The 14,718-nt window shown below is 74.3% G+C and carries 14 protein-coding genes; 6 read left to right on the top strand and 8 right to left on the bottom strand.

The window, feature by feature from the left end; translation table 11 throughout:
* Positions 1-6: 6 nt before the first annotated feature.
* The 3 genes from ACLIRP_RS17090 to ACLIRP_RS17080 all read right to left on the bottom strand — a co-directional run bounded on the left by ACLIRP_RS17090 (position 7) and on the right by ACLIRP_RS17080 (position 4,701).
* A complete protein-coding gene (locus ACLIRP_RS17090) occupies positions 7-921 on the bottom strand; it encodes a homoserine kinase (protein ID WP_412061679.1) in 915 nt (304 codons plus the stop codon).
* 277 nt (positions 922-1,198) lie between these two features.
* Complete coding sequence (gene thrA, locus ACLIRP_RS17085) at positions 1,199-3,658, bottom strand: bifunctional aspartate kinase/homoserine dehydrogenase I (protein ID WP_412061678.1); 2,460 nt, start codon at positions 3,656-3,658, stop codon at positions 1,199-1,201.
* Positions 3,659-4,089: 431 nt separating this feature from the next.
* Complete coding sequence (locus ACLIRP_RS17080; RefSeq protein ID WP_412061677.1) at positions 4,090-4,701, bottom strand: RNA polymerase sigma factor; 612 nt, start codon at positions 4,699-4,701, stop codon at positions 4,090-4,092.
* Positions 4,702-4,818: 117 nt separating this feature from the next.
* Between ACLIRP_RS17080 and ACLIRP_RS17075 the strand changes: the two genes are divergently transcribed.
* Together ACLIRP_RS17075 and ACLIRP_RS17070 are read left to right on the top strand one after the other, a co-directional pair.
* Positions 4,819-5,676, top strand: coding sequence for a hypothetical protein (locus ACLIRP_RS17075; protein ID WP_412061676.1), 858 nt, complete (start codon positions 4,819-4,821; stop codon positions 5,674-5,676).
* Between the two features lie 12 nt (positions 5,677-5,688).
* Positions 5,689-6,525, top strand: a complete 837-nt coding sequence (locus ACLIRP_RS17070) for a hypothetical protein (protein WP_412061675.1) — start codon at positions 5,689-5,691, stop codon at positions 6,523-6,525.
* 9 nt (positions 6,526-6,534) lie between these two features.
* On the opposite strand, the gene ACLIRP_RS17065 is transcribed toward ACLIRP_RS17070, so the two are convergent.
* Positions 6,535-7,443 (bottom strand): SDR family oxidoreductase, encoded by a 909-nt coding sequence (locus ACLIRP_RS17065; protein ID WP_412061674.1) that lies wholly within the window; start codon positions 7,441-7,443, stop codon positions 6,535-6,537.
* A gap of 92 nt (positions 7,444-7,535) precedes the next feature.
* Positions 7,536-8,060 (bottom strand): sterol desaturase family protein, encoded by a 525-nt coding sequence (locus tag ACLIRP_RS17060; protein WP_412061673.1) that lies wholly within the window; start codon positions 8,058-8,060, stop codon positions 7,536-7,538.
* Positions 8,061-8,177: 117 nt separating this feature from the next.
* On the opposite strand from ACLIRP_RS17060, the gene ACLIRP_RS17055 reads away from it, so the two are divergent.
* The 4 genes from ACLIRP_RS17055 to ACLIRP_RS17040 all read left to right on the top strand — a co-directional run bounded on the left by ACLIRP_RS17055 (position 8,178) and on the right by ACLIRP_RS17040 (position 10,683).
* Positions 8,178-8,519 carry a peptide chain release factor-like protein gene (locus ACLIRP_RS17055; protein ID WP_412061672.1) on the top strand — a complete coding sequence of 114 codons (342 nt, stop codon included), beginning with the start codon at positions 8,178-8,180 and terminating at the stop codon, positions 8,517-8,519.
* Positions 8,520-8,617: 98 nt separating this feature from the next.
* Entirely contained in the window at positions 8,618-9,241 is a 624-nt protein-coding gene (locus ACLIRP_RS17050) for a hypothetical protein (RefSeq protein ID WP_412061671.1), read from the top strand.
* The gene (locus ACLIRP_RS17045; RefSeq protein ID WP_412061670.1) at positions 9,238-9,597 is read left to right on the top strand and encodes a n-acetylglutamate synthase; all 360 of its coding nucleotides are present in this window, start codon (positions 9,238-9,240) and stop codon (positions 9,595-9,597) included. Before ACLIRP_RS17050 ends, ACLIRP_RS17045 begins: the two co-directional genes overlap by 4 nt.
* A gap of 192 nt (positions 9,598-9,789) precedes the next feature.
* Positions 9,790-10,683: a hypothetical protein gene (locus ACLIRP_RS17040; protein WP_412061669.1), complete on the top strand. Its 894-nt coding sequence runs from the start codon at positions 9,790-9,792 to the stop codon at positions 10,681-10,683.
* Here ACLIRP_RS17040 and ACLIRP_RS17035 read toward each other — a convergent pair.
* From ACLIRP_RS17035 to ACLIRP_RS17025, 3 genes are read right to left on the bottom strand one after another with little or no spacing between them, the layout of a single operon-like run.
* A complete protein-coding gene (locus ACLIRP_RS17035; protein WP_412061668.1) occupies positions 10,680-11,408 on the bottom strand; it encodes a glycosyltransferase family 2 protein in 729 nt (242 codons plus the stop codon). The genes ACLIRP_RS17040 and ACLIRP_RS17035 overlap by 4 nt on opposite strands.
* A 40-nt stretch (positions 11,409-11,448) precedes the next feature.
* The gene (locus ACLIRP_RS17030) at positions 11,449-12,240 is read right to left on the bottom strand and encodes a hypothetical protein (RefSeq protein ID WP_412061667.1); all 792 of its coding nucleotides are present in this window, start codon (positions 12,238-12,240) and stop codon (positions 11,449-11,451) included.
* On the bottom strand, positions 12,237-14,384 hold the full coding sequence (locus ACLIRP_RS17025) for a TonB-dependent receptor (RefSeq protein ID WP_412061666.1): 2,148 nt from the start codon (positions 14,382-14,384) through the stop codon (positions 12,237-12,239). Before ACLIRP_RS17025 ends, ACLIRP_RS17030 begins: the two co-directional genes overlap by 4 nt.
* Between the last annotated feature and the right edge of the window lie 334 nt (positions 14,385-14,718).

Raw genomic sequence — 14,718 nt, 5'->3', positions numbered from 1 at the left:
GTGCGCTCATCGGAGTCCCTCGCGCACGCCGACCGGGTCGACGGTCGCCAGCCAGCCGTGCGCGCCGACGCCCGCGTGGCGGCTGGCGGTCGTCATCGCCGTGAGAACGGCTGGGGCGTCGCCGTCGGGGCAGACGGCCACCATCGCAGGGCCCGAGCCGGACAGGGCGCACCCGGCCGCGCCCGCGTCGAGCGCGGCCTGCTTGACGGCGTCGTAGACCGGCACGAGCGGCGCGCGGAACGGCTCCGCGAGTCGGTCGCGCATCATCCGGCGCCCGGCCTCGGCCCAGTCGCCCGCGAGGACGGCGCGGAGCAGGAACGCCAGCTCGGCCGCTTGCGCGGAGGCGTCGCCGTGGGCGACGGTCGCCGGAAGCGCAGCGCGGGCGTCGCGCGTCAGCACGGTCACGTCGGGGAGCACGACCGCGAGCGGCGGGGCGGCGGGAAGGTCGATCCGGCGGTAGTCCGTCGGGTCGGACGGTGAGACGACGACGAGCCCGCCGAACAGGGCTGGCAACACGTTGTCGCCGTGCGCGGCGCCCGCCGCGGCCTCGCCCGCGAGGACGGCGCCGACCAAGTCGGCCTTTTCGAAGGGCCGCCCGAGCGCCAGGTTCGCCGCCCACGCCCCCGCGACGGCGCTCGCCGACGACCCGCCGACGCCGGACCCGAGCGGGATCCCCTTCTCAATGGACAGCGCCATTCCCCCGCCCGCGCCCGCCTTGCGGAGGACGTGCAGCGCCGCCCGCCCGGCGGTGTTCTTTTCGGGGTCGCTCGGCAGCCCGGGCGCGTCGACGGTGACGCCGGGCGCGTCGGTGCGCGTCGCCGTCACCCGGTCGCCGAGGCCGGTGATGCACAGGCCGAGGGCGTCGAAGCCGGGGCCAAGGTTGGAGAGGGTGGCCGGCCCGAAGGCGGTGAAGGTGCTCATGGCATGGGGCTGGTGGAAGGGCCTGCCGATGCACAACCGTGCTCGATCGACAGACCCCCCGCCCGCGCGGCGGCATCGGTGAGGGGCTGGCGCAGGCCGAGGGGCCGCTTCCCCAGGTAGCACGACGCCACGCGGACTGTCCCCCTTGGCAAGGGGGACAGCTCGGGCGCGCGACGAGGACCCCACACGACCGGCGCTTCGGGTGCGCGCTCGAGCGGGGGGTCTGCCGAGCGGAACGCTCCGGGGGCGCCGAGACACAGCGGCGGTCGGCGGCGGCTCATGGCATCAGCTCGGCCGCCTTCACCAGGTCCGCCAGCAGGCCGGCGGCGGTCACGTCGGGCCCCGCGCCGGGGCCCTGCACCACGAGCGGCGTGTCGTGGTACCGCGCCGACTGGATCAGGATCACGTTGTCGGTCCCGCGCGAGCCGCCGAACGGGGACGCCGTGTCGACGGCGCGGACGCCGACGCTCAGGCCGTCGTCGGTGATCTGGCCGATGTAGGCGAGCCGCTTGCCCTCGGCTTCGGCCGCCGCCGCGCGCGCCGCCCAGTCGGCGTCGAGCCCGTCGAGCGCGTCCAGAAAGGCGTCGACCGACACGTCCGCGAGCGACACGGGCACGAGCGACTCGACGGCGAGGTCGGCGCGCTCGACCTCGCAGCCCGTCTCGCGGGCCAGGATGAGCAGCTTGCGGGCGACGTCCTCGCCCGTCAGGTCGTCGCGCGGGTCGGGCTCCGTCAGCCCCCGCGCCTTGGCCTCACGGACGGCGTCCGAGAACGACGCGCCCTCCGCCAGCTTGTTGAACAGAAACGCGAGTGTGCCCGAGAACACGCCCTCGATGGCGTCGATGCGGTCGCCGGAGCGCAGCAGGTCGCGGACGGTGAACACGACGGGGAGCCCGGCCATGACCGTCGTCTCGTAGTGGTAGCTGACCTCGCGCCGCCCGGCCGCCTCCCGCAGTCGGCGGTAGTAGCCGAGGTCGAGCGTGTTGGCCTTTTTGTTGGGCGTGACGACACCGACGCCGCCCTCCAGCCAGCGCACGTAGCGCCGCGCAATCGCCTCCGAGGCTGTCGCGTCGACGACGATGCGGCGCTCCAGGCCGCCCGCCAGCAGCCGGTCGTCGAGCGCGTCGAGGTCGGCGGGCTCGCCGTCGGCCAGCGTGTCGAGGGCGTCGGCGAGGGGCAGGCCGCCCGCGTCCCAGCGCATCGTGCGCGAGTTCGCCAACCCAACGAGCCGGAGGTGGATCCGGTCGCGCTCCAGGAGCATCGGCGCGTGCTCGGCCATCATCTCGACGAGCCGTCGCCCGACGGTCCCGGTCCCGATCACGACGACGTGGACGCGCGAGCGACGGAGGGGGAACGCCTCGTGCAGCGCGCCGAGCGCCGCGCCCACGTCCGGCTGGCGGACGACGAGCGAGATGTTCGTCTCGGCGGCGCCCTGGGCGATCGCGAGCACGTTGACCCCCGCGCGCCCCAGCGTCGCGAACAATCGCCCCGCGAGCCCCGGCTGGTGCCGCATCCCCTCGCCGACCGCCGAGACGACGGCGCAGTCGGCGATGGCCTCGACGGCGCGGACGTCGCCGCGCGCGATCTCGGTCTCGAACGCGGCCCTAAGGGCGGTGACCGAGGCGGGCGCATCGGCGCCGTCGACGACGACGCACACGCTCTGCTCGCTCGACGCCTGGCTGATCATCCGCACGTTGACGCCCGCGTCCGACAGCGCCGCGAACAGCCGCGCGCTCACGCCGACGACCGACTGCAACCCTCCGCCCTCGACCGTCACGACGGCCTGATCGCGGACCGCCGACAGCGCCTTGACGCGCAGGTCGAGCGCGTCGGTCTCGGCCGAGATGACCGTGCCCGGCGCGTCCGGCTCGAGCGTGCTCTTGATGAGCAAGGGGATGCCGGCGCGCTCGGCGGGCAGCATCGTGCGCGGGTGGAGCACGTTCGCGCCGAAGTACGCCAGTTCGGCGGCCTCGCGGTAGCTCAGCCGCGCCAGCGGGGTCGCCTCCGGCACGAGCCGGGGGTCGGCGGTGTAGACGCCCGCCACATCCGTCCAGATGGTGCACGCGCTCGCGCCGAGCGCCTCGGCCAGGATCGTCGCCGTGTAGTCCGACCCGGAGCGTCCGAGCGTGGTCGTGACGCCCCCCTCCGTCGAGCCGATGAAGCCGGTCACGACGGCGACCGCGTCGGCGGGCAGGGCGCCGAGGGCGTCGCGGGCCAGCGCGCGCGTGGCCTCGAAGTCGACGCTGGCGCCGCCGAAGCGGGCGTCGGTGCGGATAAGCGCGGCGGCGTCGAGGGCGGCGGCCGGGTGGCCGGCGGCGCGGAAGGCGGCGGCGACGAGGGGGGCCGAGAGCCGCTCGCCGGTCGCGAGCACGGCGTCGCGCGTGCGGGCGGTCGCCTCGCGCAAGAGGGACACGCCGTCGAGCAGCTCGGTCAGCTCCGCGAGGCGGGTGTCGAGGGCACGCCCGAGGTCGGCGCGGTCGGCGGGCGTGGCGAGGGCGTCGGCGGCGGCGTGGTGGCGCTGGCGGATGGTCGCCACGCGCGCGCCGTGGCCGGACCGCGCGAGCGCGGCGTCGAGCGCCGCGAGAAGGTCGTCGGTCGTGCCGCCGAGCGCGGAGACGACGACGACGGGCCGCCCCGCCTTAGGCGCATCCGCGACGAGCGCGACGGCGCGGCGGATGCGCTCGGGCGTGGCGACGGAGGTGCCGCCGAACTTGGAGACGTGGGGGGCGGGCGGCATGGGGCGTCGGCGGCGGGTGCCGAAGCTAGAGGGCGCGCGACGGCGGCGACAACCGATCCGGCCCGCCCGCGCGAGTTAGAAGCGCTTCCGGGACGCGGATTCGCCCGGGCGGCGCTGGCGGGCGCCTGTGGGGTGGCTTGCGCAAGCAGGTGGTGTGTGCCAGCGGTCGGGCTTGCGATCGAACGGCACCCTCACCCTGTCCCTCTCCCGAGGGGAGAGGGGACGCCGTAGGGAAGGCTCGCGCCAAACGACAGGCGAGCACCACGGACCTGACCTCCCCTCCCGGACGGGAGGGGCCGGGGGAGGTCGACCGGCACAACGCCAGCAGGTGGGCTGGCGGTCGGCCCACGCCGTGATGTACCACGGCGCTACGGGGAGGCTTGCGCCAGCAGGGAGCGGGGGCGCCGGGCGCCGCCCCTTCTCCCCAATCCCTACAACAGCTCGTCGCGGCGGTCGCGGAGGGCCTTGTTGAGGAGCGCGCGGGCGCGGAAGATGTGGGCCTTGACGGTGCCGAGCGGGAGGTCGAGCTCGGTCGCGATCTCGTCGTAGCTCATCTCCTGCTGGTGCCGCATCACGATGACGCGGTGGTACTTGGGCGGGAGCGCGTCGATGGCCGCCGTCAAGATCTCGTTGCGCTGGTCGGCCACGACGGCGCGGTCGGGGCGGTAGGTCGAGTCCGGGAGCTCCATCTGGAGCTCGCCGTCGCGCGTCTGGAGCGGCTTGTCGATCGAGAACGTCGGCAGCTTCTTCTTGCGGATGTAGTCGATCGAGTGGTTCGTCGCGATCCGGTAGAGCCAGGTCGAGAAGGCGTAGGCCGGGTTGTAGCTCGTGATGTTGGCGAAGGCCTTCACGAACGCCTCCTGCACGAGGTCGTCGACCTGGCCGTCGTCGCGGACCATCTTGCCGACGTGGCGCCGGAGCGGGCCTTGGTACTTCTCGACGAGCGTCTCGTACGCCCGCTGGTCGCCGCCGAGCGCGCGCTCGACCGTCGCGCGGTCCTGCTCGGACGACGCGGACGGGGGGGCGGACGACGGCTGGGACATGGACACAGGGCGGGACGGCCCGCAAGCTAGCGCCAGTCGGCGGGGCCGGGCAGCGCCCGTCGCCTTGACGCCGGCGCGGGCGGCGCGTACCCTCCGGCACCCGGATTGCCTCGTGCCATGCACCGTCTTTTTCTCGCCGCCGCCCTCCTCGGATTCGTCGCGCCCGCCGTCGCCCAGCCGGACAGCTACGACGCCGAGCTGGTGTACGCGCTGACCGGCGTGCGGGGCGATGAGGACCTCATGGTTGGCGAGGCGCCCGCCTCGCTTCTCCCGTTCGTTCCTCCAGGCGCAGACGTGCTCGCGACGGTGACGCGCCCCGGGTTTCAGAGGACCCCGACCGTCACCGTGTTCGCCCGGCTCGCGGGGTCGATGGAGGCGGCGCGCGAGGCCTACGGCGAGCCCGAGGTGCCTGGGTGGACGCTGCGCTCACGCTACGAGCCACGGGACGACGACGAGGGCGGTTTCGTGACAGACGCCGTGGGGAGCGGGCCCCGGACGCTCACGTTCGACTCGGATGGCGAGCCCCAGGCGGTCGTCCGCATCCACTTCCGGGACCGTGGCGAGGGCGGCCTGTTTGCCGAGGTCGAGTACCGACGCCTCTACCCCCTGGAGATCAGGGCGCGGGCCCAACCGCCCCAGGAACGGCGGCAGGGGCTCGACGCGAAGTTGCCGTGGCTGACCCCGCCTCCTGGGGGCCGGCAGACCCGGACGGGCGGTGGCGGGGGCGACACCGAGTACACAACGAAAGCCCTGCTGGAGATCGATCTCACGCCCGAGGAGGTTGCTGCCCACTACGCGACGCTGCTGGCGGCCGGAGGCTGGACGGCGGGCGGGGCTGCGGCGTCCGACGAGGTCGCCACGTCGGCATGGACGCGCGAGCGCGATGGCGGGACGGTTGCCGCCATGTTCTATGCCCGGCGTGTGCGGCCCCAGGCCTACGTGCTCCACATCCACATGATCGCCGCCGATCGCTAGCCGCTCCCTGCCATGCGCGTCCTCTGCCTCGCCCTCTTCGCCCTCGCCGCTGGGGCGCACGCCCAGCCCGCCACCATCGACACCGAGTTCGTCGAGGCCGTTCTCGGAATCACCGAGTCGGACGGGGCGCTTCTGGTCGGCGAGGCGCCGGACAGCGTGCGCGTGCTCCTGCCGGAGGGCGCCGACGTGCTCGGCACGATCGCGAGCACCGACTACCGCGCGCCCTACGTGATGACCGTCGCCCGCGTCGACGGAGACGCCGCAGCCGTCGCGGCGACAATTCGAGCGTCGACGGTGGACGGGTGGGACGTGCACCCGGACCCGAGGCGACCGGAGGCCCGAGGCGGGTTCGTAACGGAGCCCGCGCTCGTGTCTGAGGTCCTGTTCGTCCGGGGCGAGGGACCCGAGCAGTTCGGGTTCGTGGGCGTGCTGCCACGGTCTGCGGGTGGGGCCTTTGTCGTCGTGCGGATGCAGGAGGGGACGCCGTATGGGCTCGACCCGGACGAGGCCTTCGACGCGCACGATCGCCTCAAGGCGCACGTCCCCCGGCTCACCTCACCGCCAGGCGACCGGCAGCGGGCGACGGGTGGCGGCGGGTCGGGCGACTACCAGATCCTCCGGGCCGAGCTCGACTCGGACCTCCCCCCCGCCGCGCTCGCGTCCCACTACGACGCCCAACTGGCGGAGGGGGGATGGACGGGCCTCTCGGGCGCGACCAGGGGCGACCTTGCCGTCTCGACATGGACCCGCACCATCGACGGCGAGCGGTTCACCGCGACGTTCGAGGCCGACCGTACTGCCGACGGCACCTACGCGCTCGCGCTCGTCGTACTAGGCCCGGACGACTAGCCGGGCGGCTCAGTTGTGGAGCTGCCCGCCGGTGACCTCGAAGAGGGCGCCGGTGACGAACGAGCTGTCCTCGGCGGCCAGGAACACAAACGCGGGTGCGAGCTCCTCGGGCTGGCCCGCGCGACCGAGCGCGTTCGCCGAATCGTAGCCCTCGACCATGTCGGGCGCCATCGTGGCCGGGATGTTGGGCGTCCAGACCGGCCCGGGGACGACGGCGTTGACGCGGATCCCGCGGTCCGCCAGCATCAGCGCGAGGCTCTTGGTGAAGGTGTGGACGGCCCCCTTCGAGGTCGTGTAGTCGAGCAGGAACTCTTTGCCCGTGAGCCCTATGATGCTGCCCGTGTTGATGATGACGGACCGCTCGCCGAGGTGGGGCATGGCGGCCTTGGTCATGTGGAAGGTGCCGTAGACGTTCGTGCGGATCGTCCGGTCGAACTGCTCCAGCGTGACGTCGTCGAAGTCGCGCTGCATCATTTGGTAGGCGGCGTTGTTGACCAGGATGTCGAGGGTGCCGAACTCGTCGATGGTGGCGGCGACGGCGCGCTCGCAGGCGGCGTAGTCTCGGATGTCGGCCTGGATGGTGAGGCACCGGCCGCCCTTCGCCTCGACGAGCCGCTTGGTCTCGGCGGCGTCGTCCATCCGCGTGTTGTTGAGAATGGCGACGTGAGCGCCCTCTAGCGCGTAGGCGATGGCGACGGCGCGGCCGATGCCGGAGTCGCCGCCGGTAATGAGGGCGACGCGGCCCCGAAGCTTGTCGGCGGGGCGGTAGTTGGAGAGGTCGGAGTCCGGGGCCGGGTCGAGCTGGTCCTGGCTCGCGGGGTAGTCGAACTGCTGGGCGTGAATCTCGTCCGGGCGCGGGCGGGGCTCGCCGGGGCTGGAGGTGCGGCCCCCGCTGTCGGAGGAAGAGGCGTCGGACATGGGGCGTGGAGAAGGGGACGCGTTGCACGCGAGCGCACAGGCCGGGGTTTACCGGATTCCGGAGGGCCGGAGGCGTCGGCGTCGGCCCCCTCTCACACGCGGGGCTCCGACGGCCGCCGGGGAGAGGCGGGCGGCCCCTGGGCCTCGGCGCGGTCGCGGGTGCGCTGGAAGCGGCGGCCGAAGGACGGGGGAAACAGAAAGAGGCCGTAGGGCTCCTGGCCGGCCTTCGCGAGCGACTGGTGGTGGCGCCCGTGCGCGCGCTTGACCGCTTGCGCGGCCGGGATCGTGGTCTTCTTGGGCCCAAGGCGGCCGTGCGCGTACAGGTCGTGGAGCACGAAGTACAGCAGGCCGTAGACGGCGATGCCGACGCCGACCGGGAAGGCGGTGCTCGCGAGCGGGTCGAGGCGGCCGACCCAGAGCAGGCCCATCGACAGGGCGGCAAAGGCGAGGGAGAAGAGGTCGTTCCACTCCAAGCCGTCGCCGTGGCCGTGCGCGGGGTCGTGGTGGGTCCGGTGCATCCGCCAGAGCAACCCGTGCAGGAGCCAGCGGTGGAGGACGTACGAGGCCACCTCCATGGCGGCGAAGGCGGCGACGGCCAGGAGCAGGAAGCGAAGCACGACGGTCGGACGACGGGGGGCGGACGGACGATACGGCGGGCACCGGCGGGCGGCCTCAGGCGGGCCCGGGCACCGGGGGCCGACGTCGGCCGTAGAACGGGGTCTCCCACCCACGCCATGCCTTCGATCCCCGAGTCCAACGACGATTTGATGGCCGAGTGCGACGTGGAGACGCTGGCGGCGGGCACGAAGGGCGGCCAGCGGGCCAACAAGGTCGAGACGGGCGTGCGGCTGACGCACCGGCCGAGCGGGACGGTCGTGATGGCGCGGCGCTCGCGGAGCCAGTTCCGCAACAAGGCGATAGCGGTCGCCGAGCTACGGCGGCGGCTGGAGGAGGCGGCCAAGCCGGTCAAGGTGCGCCGGGCGTCGAAGCCGACGCGCGGCTCGAAGCGGCGGCGGATCGAGGCCAAGAAGCGGCGGTCGGAGACGAAGAAGACGCGGCAGCGGCCGGACTATTGATCCACGGAGAGACGAGGAGTAGAGGCAACGAGGAGAAGAGGAGAGCCTCCAGTCGTTGTCTCGCGTTTCAGAACTTGACCCGGTCTCGCACGCATCCCATGACCCGACTCCTGCTCCTCGCGCTCGCGCTCATCCTCGCAGCGTGCTCGCCGTCGCCGCCCGCCGGGCCGGTGGCCGAGCCGGTGCCCGTCGTGCGCGTGGTGCCGGGCGGGTCGGCGACGGCGGACCTGTCGGGGTACCCGGGGGCGGCGCTCGGGGCGCCGGAGTCCGATAGCCTTCGAGTGGCGATGGGGCCGGGCGGGATGGCGACCGTCACGGCGCGGACGACGTTCGAGGGGCTGGCGCTGGTGCCGTTCTCGGCCGGCGGGGAATCGTACGTGATCGCCGTCGAGGCGCCCGTCGAGGGGGCGGGACGGCTGGCGCTGACCGTCGTGGGGCCGCGCCCGGGCGACCCGTCGGTGCTGGACCTCGACCTCCGCCAGTTCGACGCGGCCGGGCGGGCGACCGAGATCACGGTCGACGAAGACACGGGCGTCGTCGTGCTCGTGGGGGATCGGATCCCGTCGGAGACGGCGGTCGACCTGGCGCCCGACGGGCGGATCGGGATCGACCTCGACGCGACGGGGCCGGGCGCGCACCGCATCCGGGTGGCGGCGCGCGTGGGCGGGCTGGTGTCGGCATGGGTCGCGGTGACGGCCCGCGATGGGCGGCTGGCGCGGTGATTCCGATCGACTACGACGGCCGGCGCTTCCGGGGCGTCTCCAACACGGCGACGGGCGAAGTCTCGGACGCGACGGTCTTCGACTACCGCCAGCAGGGCGCCGTCGTCTGGGCGACGTACCACGGCGGGGGCGTCCGCTGGGGCACGCTGGTGGCGACGGTCGATGCGGAGGGACGGATCGACATGCGCTACAGCCACGTCAACGAGGCGGGCGACCTGAAAACGGGCGCGTGCGTCTCGACGCCGGAGAGGTTGCCCGACGGGCGGCTCCGGCTCCACGAGCGCTGGCGGTGGACGAGCGGGCCCGGTGAGGGGCGGTCGGTGGTCGAGGAGGTCGGGCCCGGCGAGGTGGGCTAGGACTCCGTATCGCGCTCCATTCTGGGCGCGCGCGGCCCGATCCACACCCCCTCGCCCTCCTGGACAGGAGGGGGACTGTCCACGCGCGATCTCTCCAGCAAAACTCGGTAGCAGAGGTTCGAGGGAGTACCCGCGCCTGGGACCCTCGGCGACTGGCTAGTTTCGCCGACCCTCTCTCGCACCAATTTGCCTGTGACTTCCCCCACCCCTGTCGGCGACGACGCGAGCGCCGCCCCGGCGTCCGTCCGCGACGACCTCGCGCTGTACGCCTCGACCGGCGTGATGGTGGCGACGTTCGTCGGCGGCCCGATCGCAGGGGGCTACCTGCTGGCGCACAACTTCCGCGTGCTCGGGCAGGAGGAAGAAGCCCGCCGGACGCTGTACGGGACGCTGGCGGCCCTCATCGCCGGGTTCGGCGCGCTCGCGCTGCTCCCCGACGCGGTCCTCGAGATGCGGTGGACGAGCGCGGTGCTGCCCGCGGTCTGGACGGCCGGGGCGGCGGCGGTGTTCGACGGGTACCAGAAAGAGCCCGTCGGGGCGCACGTCGAAGCGGGCGGGCGGAAAGGGTCCGGCTGGCGCATGGCAGGGGCCATCCTCGGCGGGATCGCCGTCACCCTCGTGGTCGGGGCCTTGCTGTTCAGCATGACGCCGCCCTTCGACGGCGAGCGGCTCGACGTCGGCGAGCAGGGCGGGGCGATCTACTACACGGGCACGGCGTCGGAAGCGGACGCCCGGGCCGCCGCCGACGTGCTCGTCGAGGCGGGCTACGACCTCAACGCGGGCCTCTACGCGAACCTGGTCGGCGACGCGCGCGGGCTCGACCTGTGGCTGCTGCTCGACCCGGACGCGGCGGACGATCCGACCCTGCTGCTGGAGGTGGCGATGCTCGGGGAGGCCCTGGAGGCGCGCGCCGACCGGCCGGTGCAGGTCTCCCTGGTGACCGAGGACCTGGGCGGGCGCCGCCTCGACGTGCTCCACGGCTTCCAAGATGGCCTGCCCCCACCGCCGCCCGCTCCGTCGTCCACGCCGCCGCCAGCCCCGCCGCCGGCTCCGCCTCCGCCGCCCCCGGGGCCGCTCATTCGCTAGCGCGCCAGCGGGCCGCGGACGGCGTGGGCCCCGACGGTCCACAGGATCTTGGCGCCTGCGCGGACGGTGCCGTTGACGGTCCCGGTGATCTTGGACCGCCCGATCCGCTTGCGGTAGGCGACGGGCACCTCGGCGGTGCGGAGCCCGGCGCGGACGGCGCGGACCTGCATCTCGACGGTCCACCCGAACGTGGGATCGCGCATCCCGAGCGCCTCGAGCGCGCGCCAGCGGATCGCGCGGAACGGGCCGAGGTCGGTGAACCGGGCGCCCCACCGGGCCCGGATGAGCGCGCACGCGAGCGCGTTCCCCCACCGCGCCTGGGGCAGGAGCGCGCCCGGCTCGACGCGCCCCGCCCGCTGGCCGAGCGCGCGGCTCCCGATGACGAGGTCGGCCGTGTCGGCGGCGATCGGCGCCACGAGCGCCGCGAGGTCGGCGGGGTCGTCGCTGGCATCGGCATCCGCGAAGACCACGACGTCGGGCGGGTCGGCGGCGACCGCCGCGAGGCCCGCCAAGCAGGCCCGGCCGTAGCCCGCTCGCGGTTCGGCGACGACGGTCGCGCCGGCGTCCCGGGCGATCTCGGCGGTCGCGTCGCGCGAGCCGTTGTCGACGACGACGACCTGGACGAGCGGGACGGACTGCGCGAGCAGCCCGTCCACGACGCCCCCCACGGAGGCGGCTTCGTCGCGGGCGGGGATCACGACGGCCACGCGCAGGCGGTCCAGCATTCGGGGAGGGGACACGGGCGGTCCGGCGGCGGCGGCGCCCTTACCGGCCGTCGATAAACCCGACGGCCGCCAGCACGTCGCTCGGGAGAGGAATCGGGACGACGACCGGGAGCGTCCAGCCGACGCCGCCGACGCCGCCGGCGACCGGGGTGTCGGTGGTGCTGGTCAGGGTCGTCTCGAGCTGGGCGCCCAGGAAGACGGCGTCGCCGGGGTCGGCCCCGTACAACAGGGTGCGCGCGCGGAAGACGGCCTGGCTCAGGAAGATCAGGAACGACGCGCCGTCCCCGCTCGGCTGGAGCGCGACGGTCGACACCAGCGTCTGCTCGCCGCCGCCGTCGGTGCGGCGGACGCGGAACCGGACGAGCGACTCGCCGGGCCGCCCGCTCACGTCGTCGAGGTCGATGCGGATGGAGGTGGCGGGGGCCGTGGCGACCGGGCCCGGCGTGGCGACCGGGGCGGGCAGGCGGACGCTGACCGTCGACGCGCGGCCGTCGGCACCGGCGACGCGGATCCGGTGCGTCTGGCCGGCGGCGATGGCGAGGTCGGCGACGGCGATGTGGGTGCGCGTGCCGTCGGCGAGCGTCGCCAGCGAGTCGCGCCACGTCGTCGTGGTGCCCGAGACCAGCTCGGTCGAGGTGACGGTCGCCGCGAGCGTGTCGGCGGGGTCGACCACGGAGTCGCGGAGGTCCTGGACGCGGACCCGCTGGCGCGTCGTGGTGCCGTCGAGCGTGCCGTCGATGGCGAAGGCCGGGCCGCCGGCGGCGGTCGGGTCGAAGGCGTCGGCGCAGGCGCCGAGCACGAGCGCCGCGAGCAGGAGCAGGCGCGGGGTCATTCGGCCTCGAGGCGGAGCCCGATCGTCGGGAGGAACGGGAGCTGGTCGACGCGCTCGGCCCGGACGGGGTCGTAGTAGAAGACGTTCGTGCGGTCCGTCGCGTTGAGCACGGCGGCCTGGAGCACGAGCCGGGCGCGCGGCAGGCGCGCCGTGTAGTCGACAGACAGGTCGAGGCGGGCGTAGGCGGGCGTCCGCGCGCCGTACGGCTCGGGGTCGAGGACGACGACCGGCTCGCCGGCGGTCTCGAGGGGGTCGCGCCCGGACCCGACCTCGCGGTACGCGCCGACGACACGCGTGTACGGGCGCCCCGACGTCAGCTGGACGGCCGCCGCCGCCGCCCACGGCCCACGCTCGGCGCGGGCGTTCAGCGACAGCCGGTGGGGGCGGTAGAACGGCGGGCGGTAGCTCCGCAACGCGTCGCGGTACGTCAGCGACGAGGCCCCGTAGCGGGCGTCGACGCGGAGCCCGGGGCGCCGCAGCGCGGCCGTCACGTCGACGCCGACGGACTCGCCGTTCGTGGACAAGAGCCGCCCGCCGAGCAGGATCGTCTGCCCCGAGAGCGCCTTCGCGTAGCCCTCGACGCCGAGCCGCACGGGCCCGAGGTCGCCCTCGACGCCGAGCAGCCCGTGCGTGGCCGTCGGGACGGGCAGGCCCAGCTGCGTCGTGGTCCACGCCGTGAACACGTCGCCGACGTCGGCCTGGTCGGTGAGCCCGACGATCTCCTGGCGGTAGACGCCCGCGGCGGCGCGGTAGACCGTCGTGCCCTGAACGACGGAGGCCTGGAAGCGGGGCTCGATGGAGCCGGGCCGAGACTGGGCCGGGAACGTCTGGAACCGGATCCCCGGCTCGACGCGGAGCGCGCCGAGGTCGAACTCGGCGTCGACGTAGAACGAGCCCTCGCTGGTGTTCTGGCGCGTACGGGCGTCGGGGCGGAAGGCGTACTCGAAGAGGTACGACGAAGCCTGCAGGCCGGTCCGGATGGTGTGCGGGCCGACGTAGTAGACGTAGCCGAACCGGCCGCCGAAGACGGTCGCCTCGGCCGTCCGGGTGGGCGCCGCGAGCGGCTCGAAGGTCGTCGTGAAGCGCGAGACGTAGGCGCTGATGTCGAGGGCGGCGGCGAAGGCCGACGAGATCGAAAAAAACTGGCCGCCCGCCGCCTCCGACGTCGTCGTGAGGCGGGCGCCGTCGCGTCCGAGGCTCCCCGTGTCGGTCGCGCGCAAGGCCGTCGCCTGGAGCGTCGTCGTGGCGTCCAGACGGGCATGCGCCTTGAGGAAGGCGTCGCTGAAGTCGTAGGGTAGGTCGATGCCGAGCACGTCGCCGGACGCACTCGCGAGCGCGTGCCGGTACGACGCCAGCACCGACAAGTCGCCGGGGACGACGGGGATCTCGACCTCGACGCCCGCCAGCACGGGCGAGAGCGTGGCCGCGCCCCGGGGCCGCCGCTTGTGGGCCGTCCGCCCGACCACGTCGACCACGGAGGCGATGCGACCGCCGAAGCGCGCGGGCCACCCGCCCGCGTAGACATCTGCCGAGCGGACGACGCCGGCCGGTACGGCGCTGTAGCCGCCCAGGAGGTGGAACGGCTGAAAGAGGGGGATGCCGTCGACGAGGACCAAGTTCTGGGTCGGCGTGCCGCCGCGGACGGAGAGCTGCCCGCCCCGGTCGCCGAGCGTCGTGACGCCGGGCTGGGCGAGGATGGCCGAGGCGAGGTCGCCGCCGGGGTCGGTCGTGGGGAGCGCGGTGAGGTCGGCCGGGCGAAGGCGCGTCAGGCCCGGCTCGCGGACGACGGGCACGTCGTCGGCGGCGACCTCGACCCCGTCCATCTGCTCGGTCCGGGGCGCGAGCGTGACGGCGAGGTCCCGGCGGTCGCCGGCGGCGAGCGCGAGCGTGTCGGCGGAGGGGAGGTAGCCGATGGCGGAGACGCGCAGGAGGTAGCGCCCGGCGGGCAGGCCCCGGAACACGAACTGCCCCTCGGTCCCGGCCGCGCGTCCCTGCACGGCGCCCGTCTCGTCGACGAGCGCGACGGTCGCGCCGACGACGGGCCCCTCGGTCTCGCCGTCCACGACGACGCCGAACAGGTCGGCCTGGGCGCGGGCGAGCGGCCCGGCGCACACGAGGAGGACGAGGAGGAGGAGGCGGGCCACGGGCGCAGAGTTTACGGGCGCGCGCGAGCAACCGAGGGGCACGGCGCGATGCATCAGGGGCGGCCTCTCCGCCAACAGAGGGGCTTGCGCCGGCAGGGCTGGCGAACGCCAGCGACTCGCCCCCCCCTGTCCCCCTCCCCGCAAGCGGGATCCGAGACCTCATCCGAGGAGGGGGGACGTCGTGAGCCGAGGTCGACGTCGAGCGACGCACGGCAACCGACGGAGCCCCCCTCGGATGAGGGGGGCGGCCGGCAGGCGGGGGGTCCGGGCTCTCGCAAGCGAGTGGGTCCGCGTAGGCACGCGAATCGAGACTGGCTGTGCGGGCCTGCGGTGG

This window comes from Rubrivirga halophila, from assembly GCF_046845755.1.
Taxonomy (GTDB): domain Bacteria; phylum Bacteroidota; class Rhodothermia; order Rhodothermales; family Rubricoccaceae; genus Rubrivirga.
Note: the sequence above shows the minus strand (reverse complement) of the source record. Positions and strands in the feature narration are given on the sequence as shown.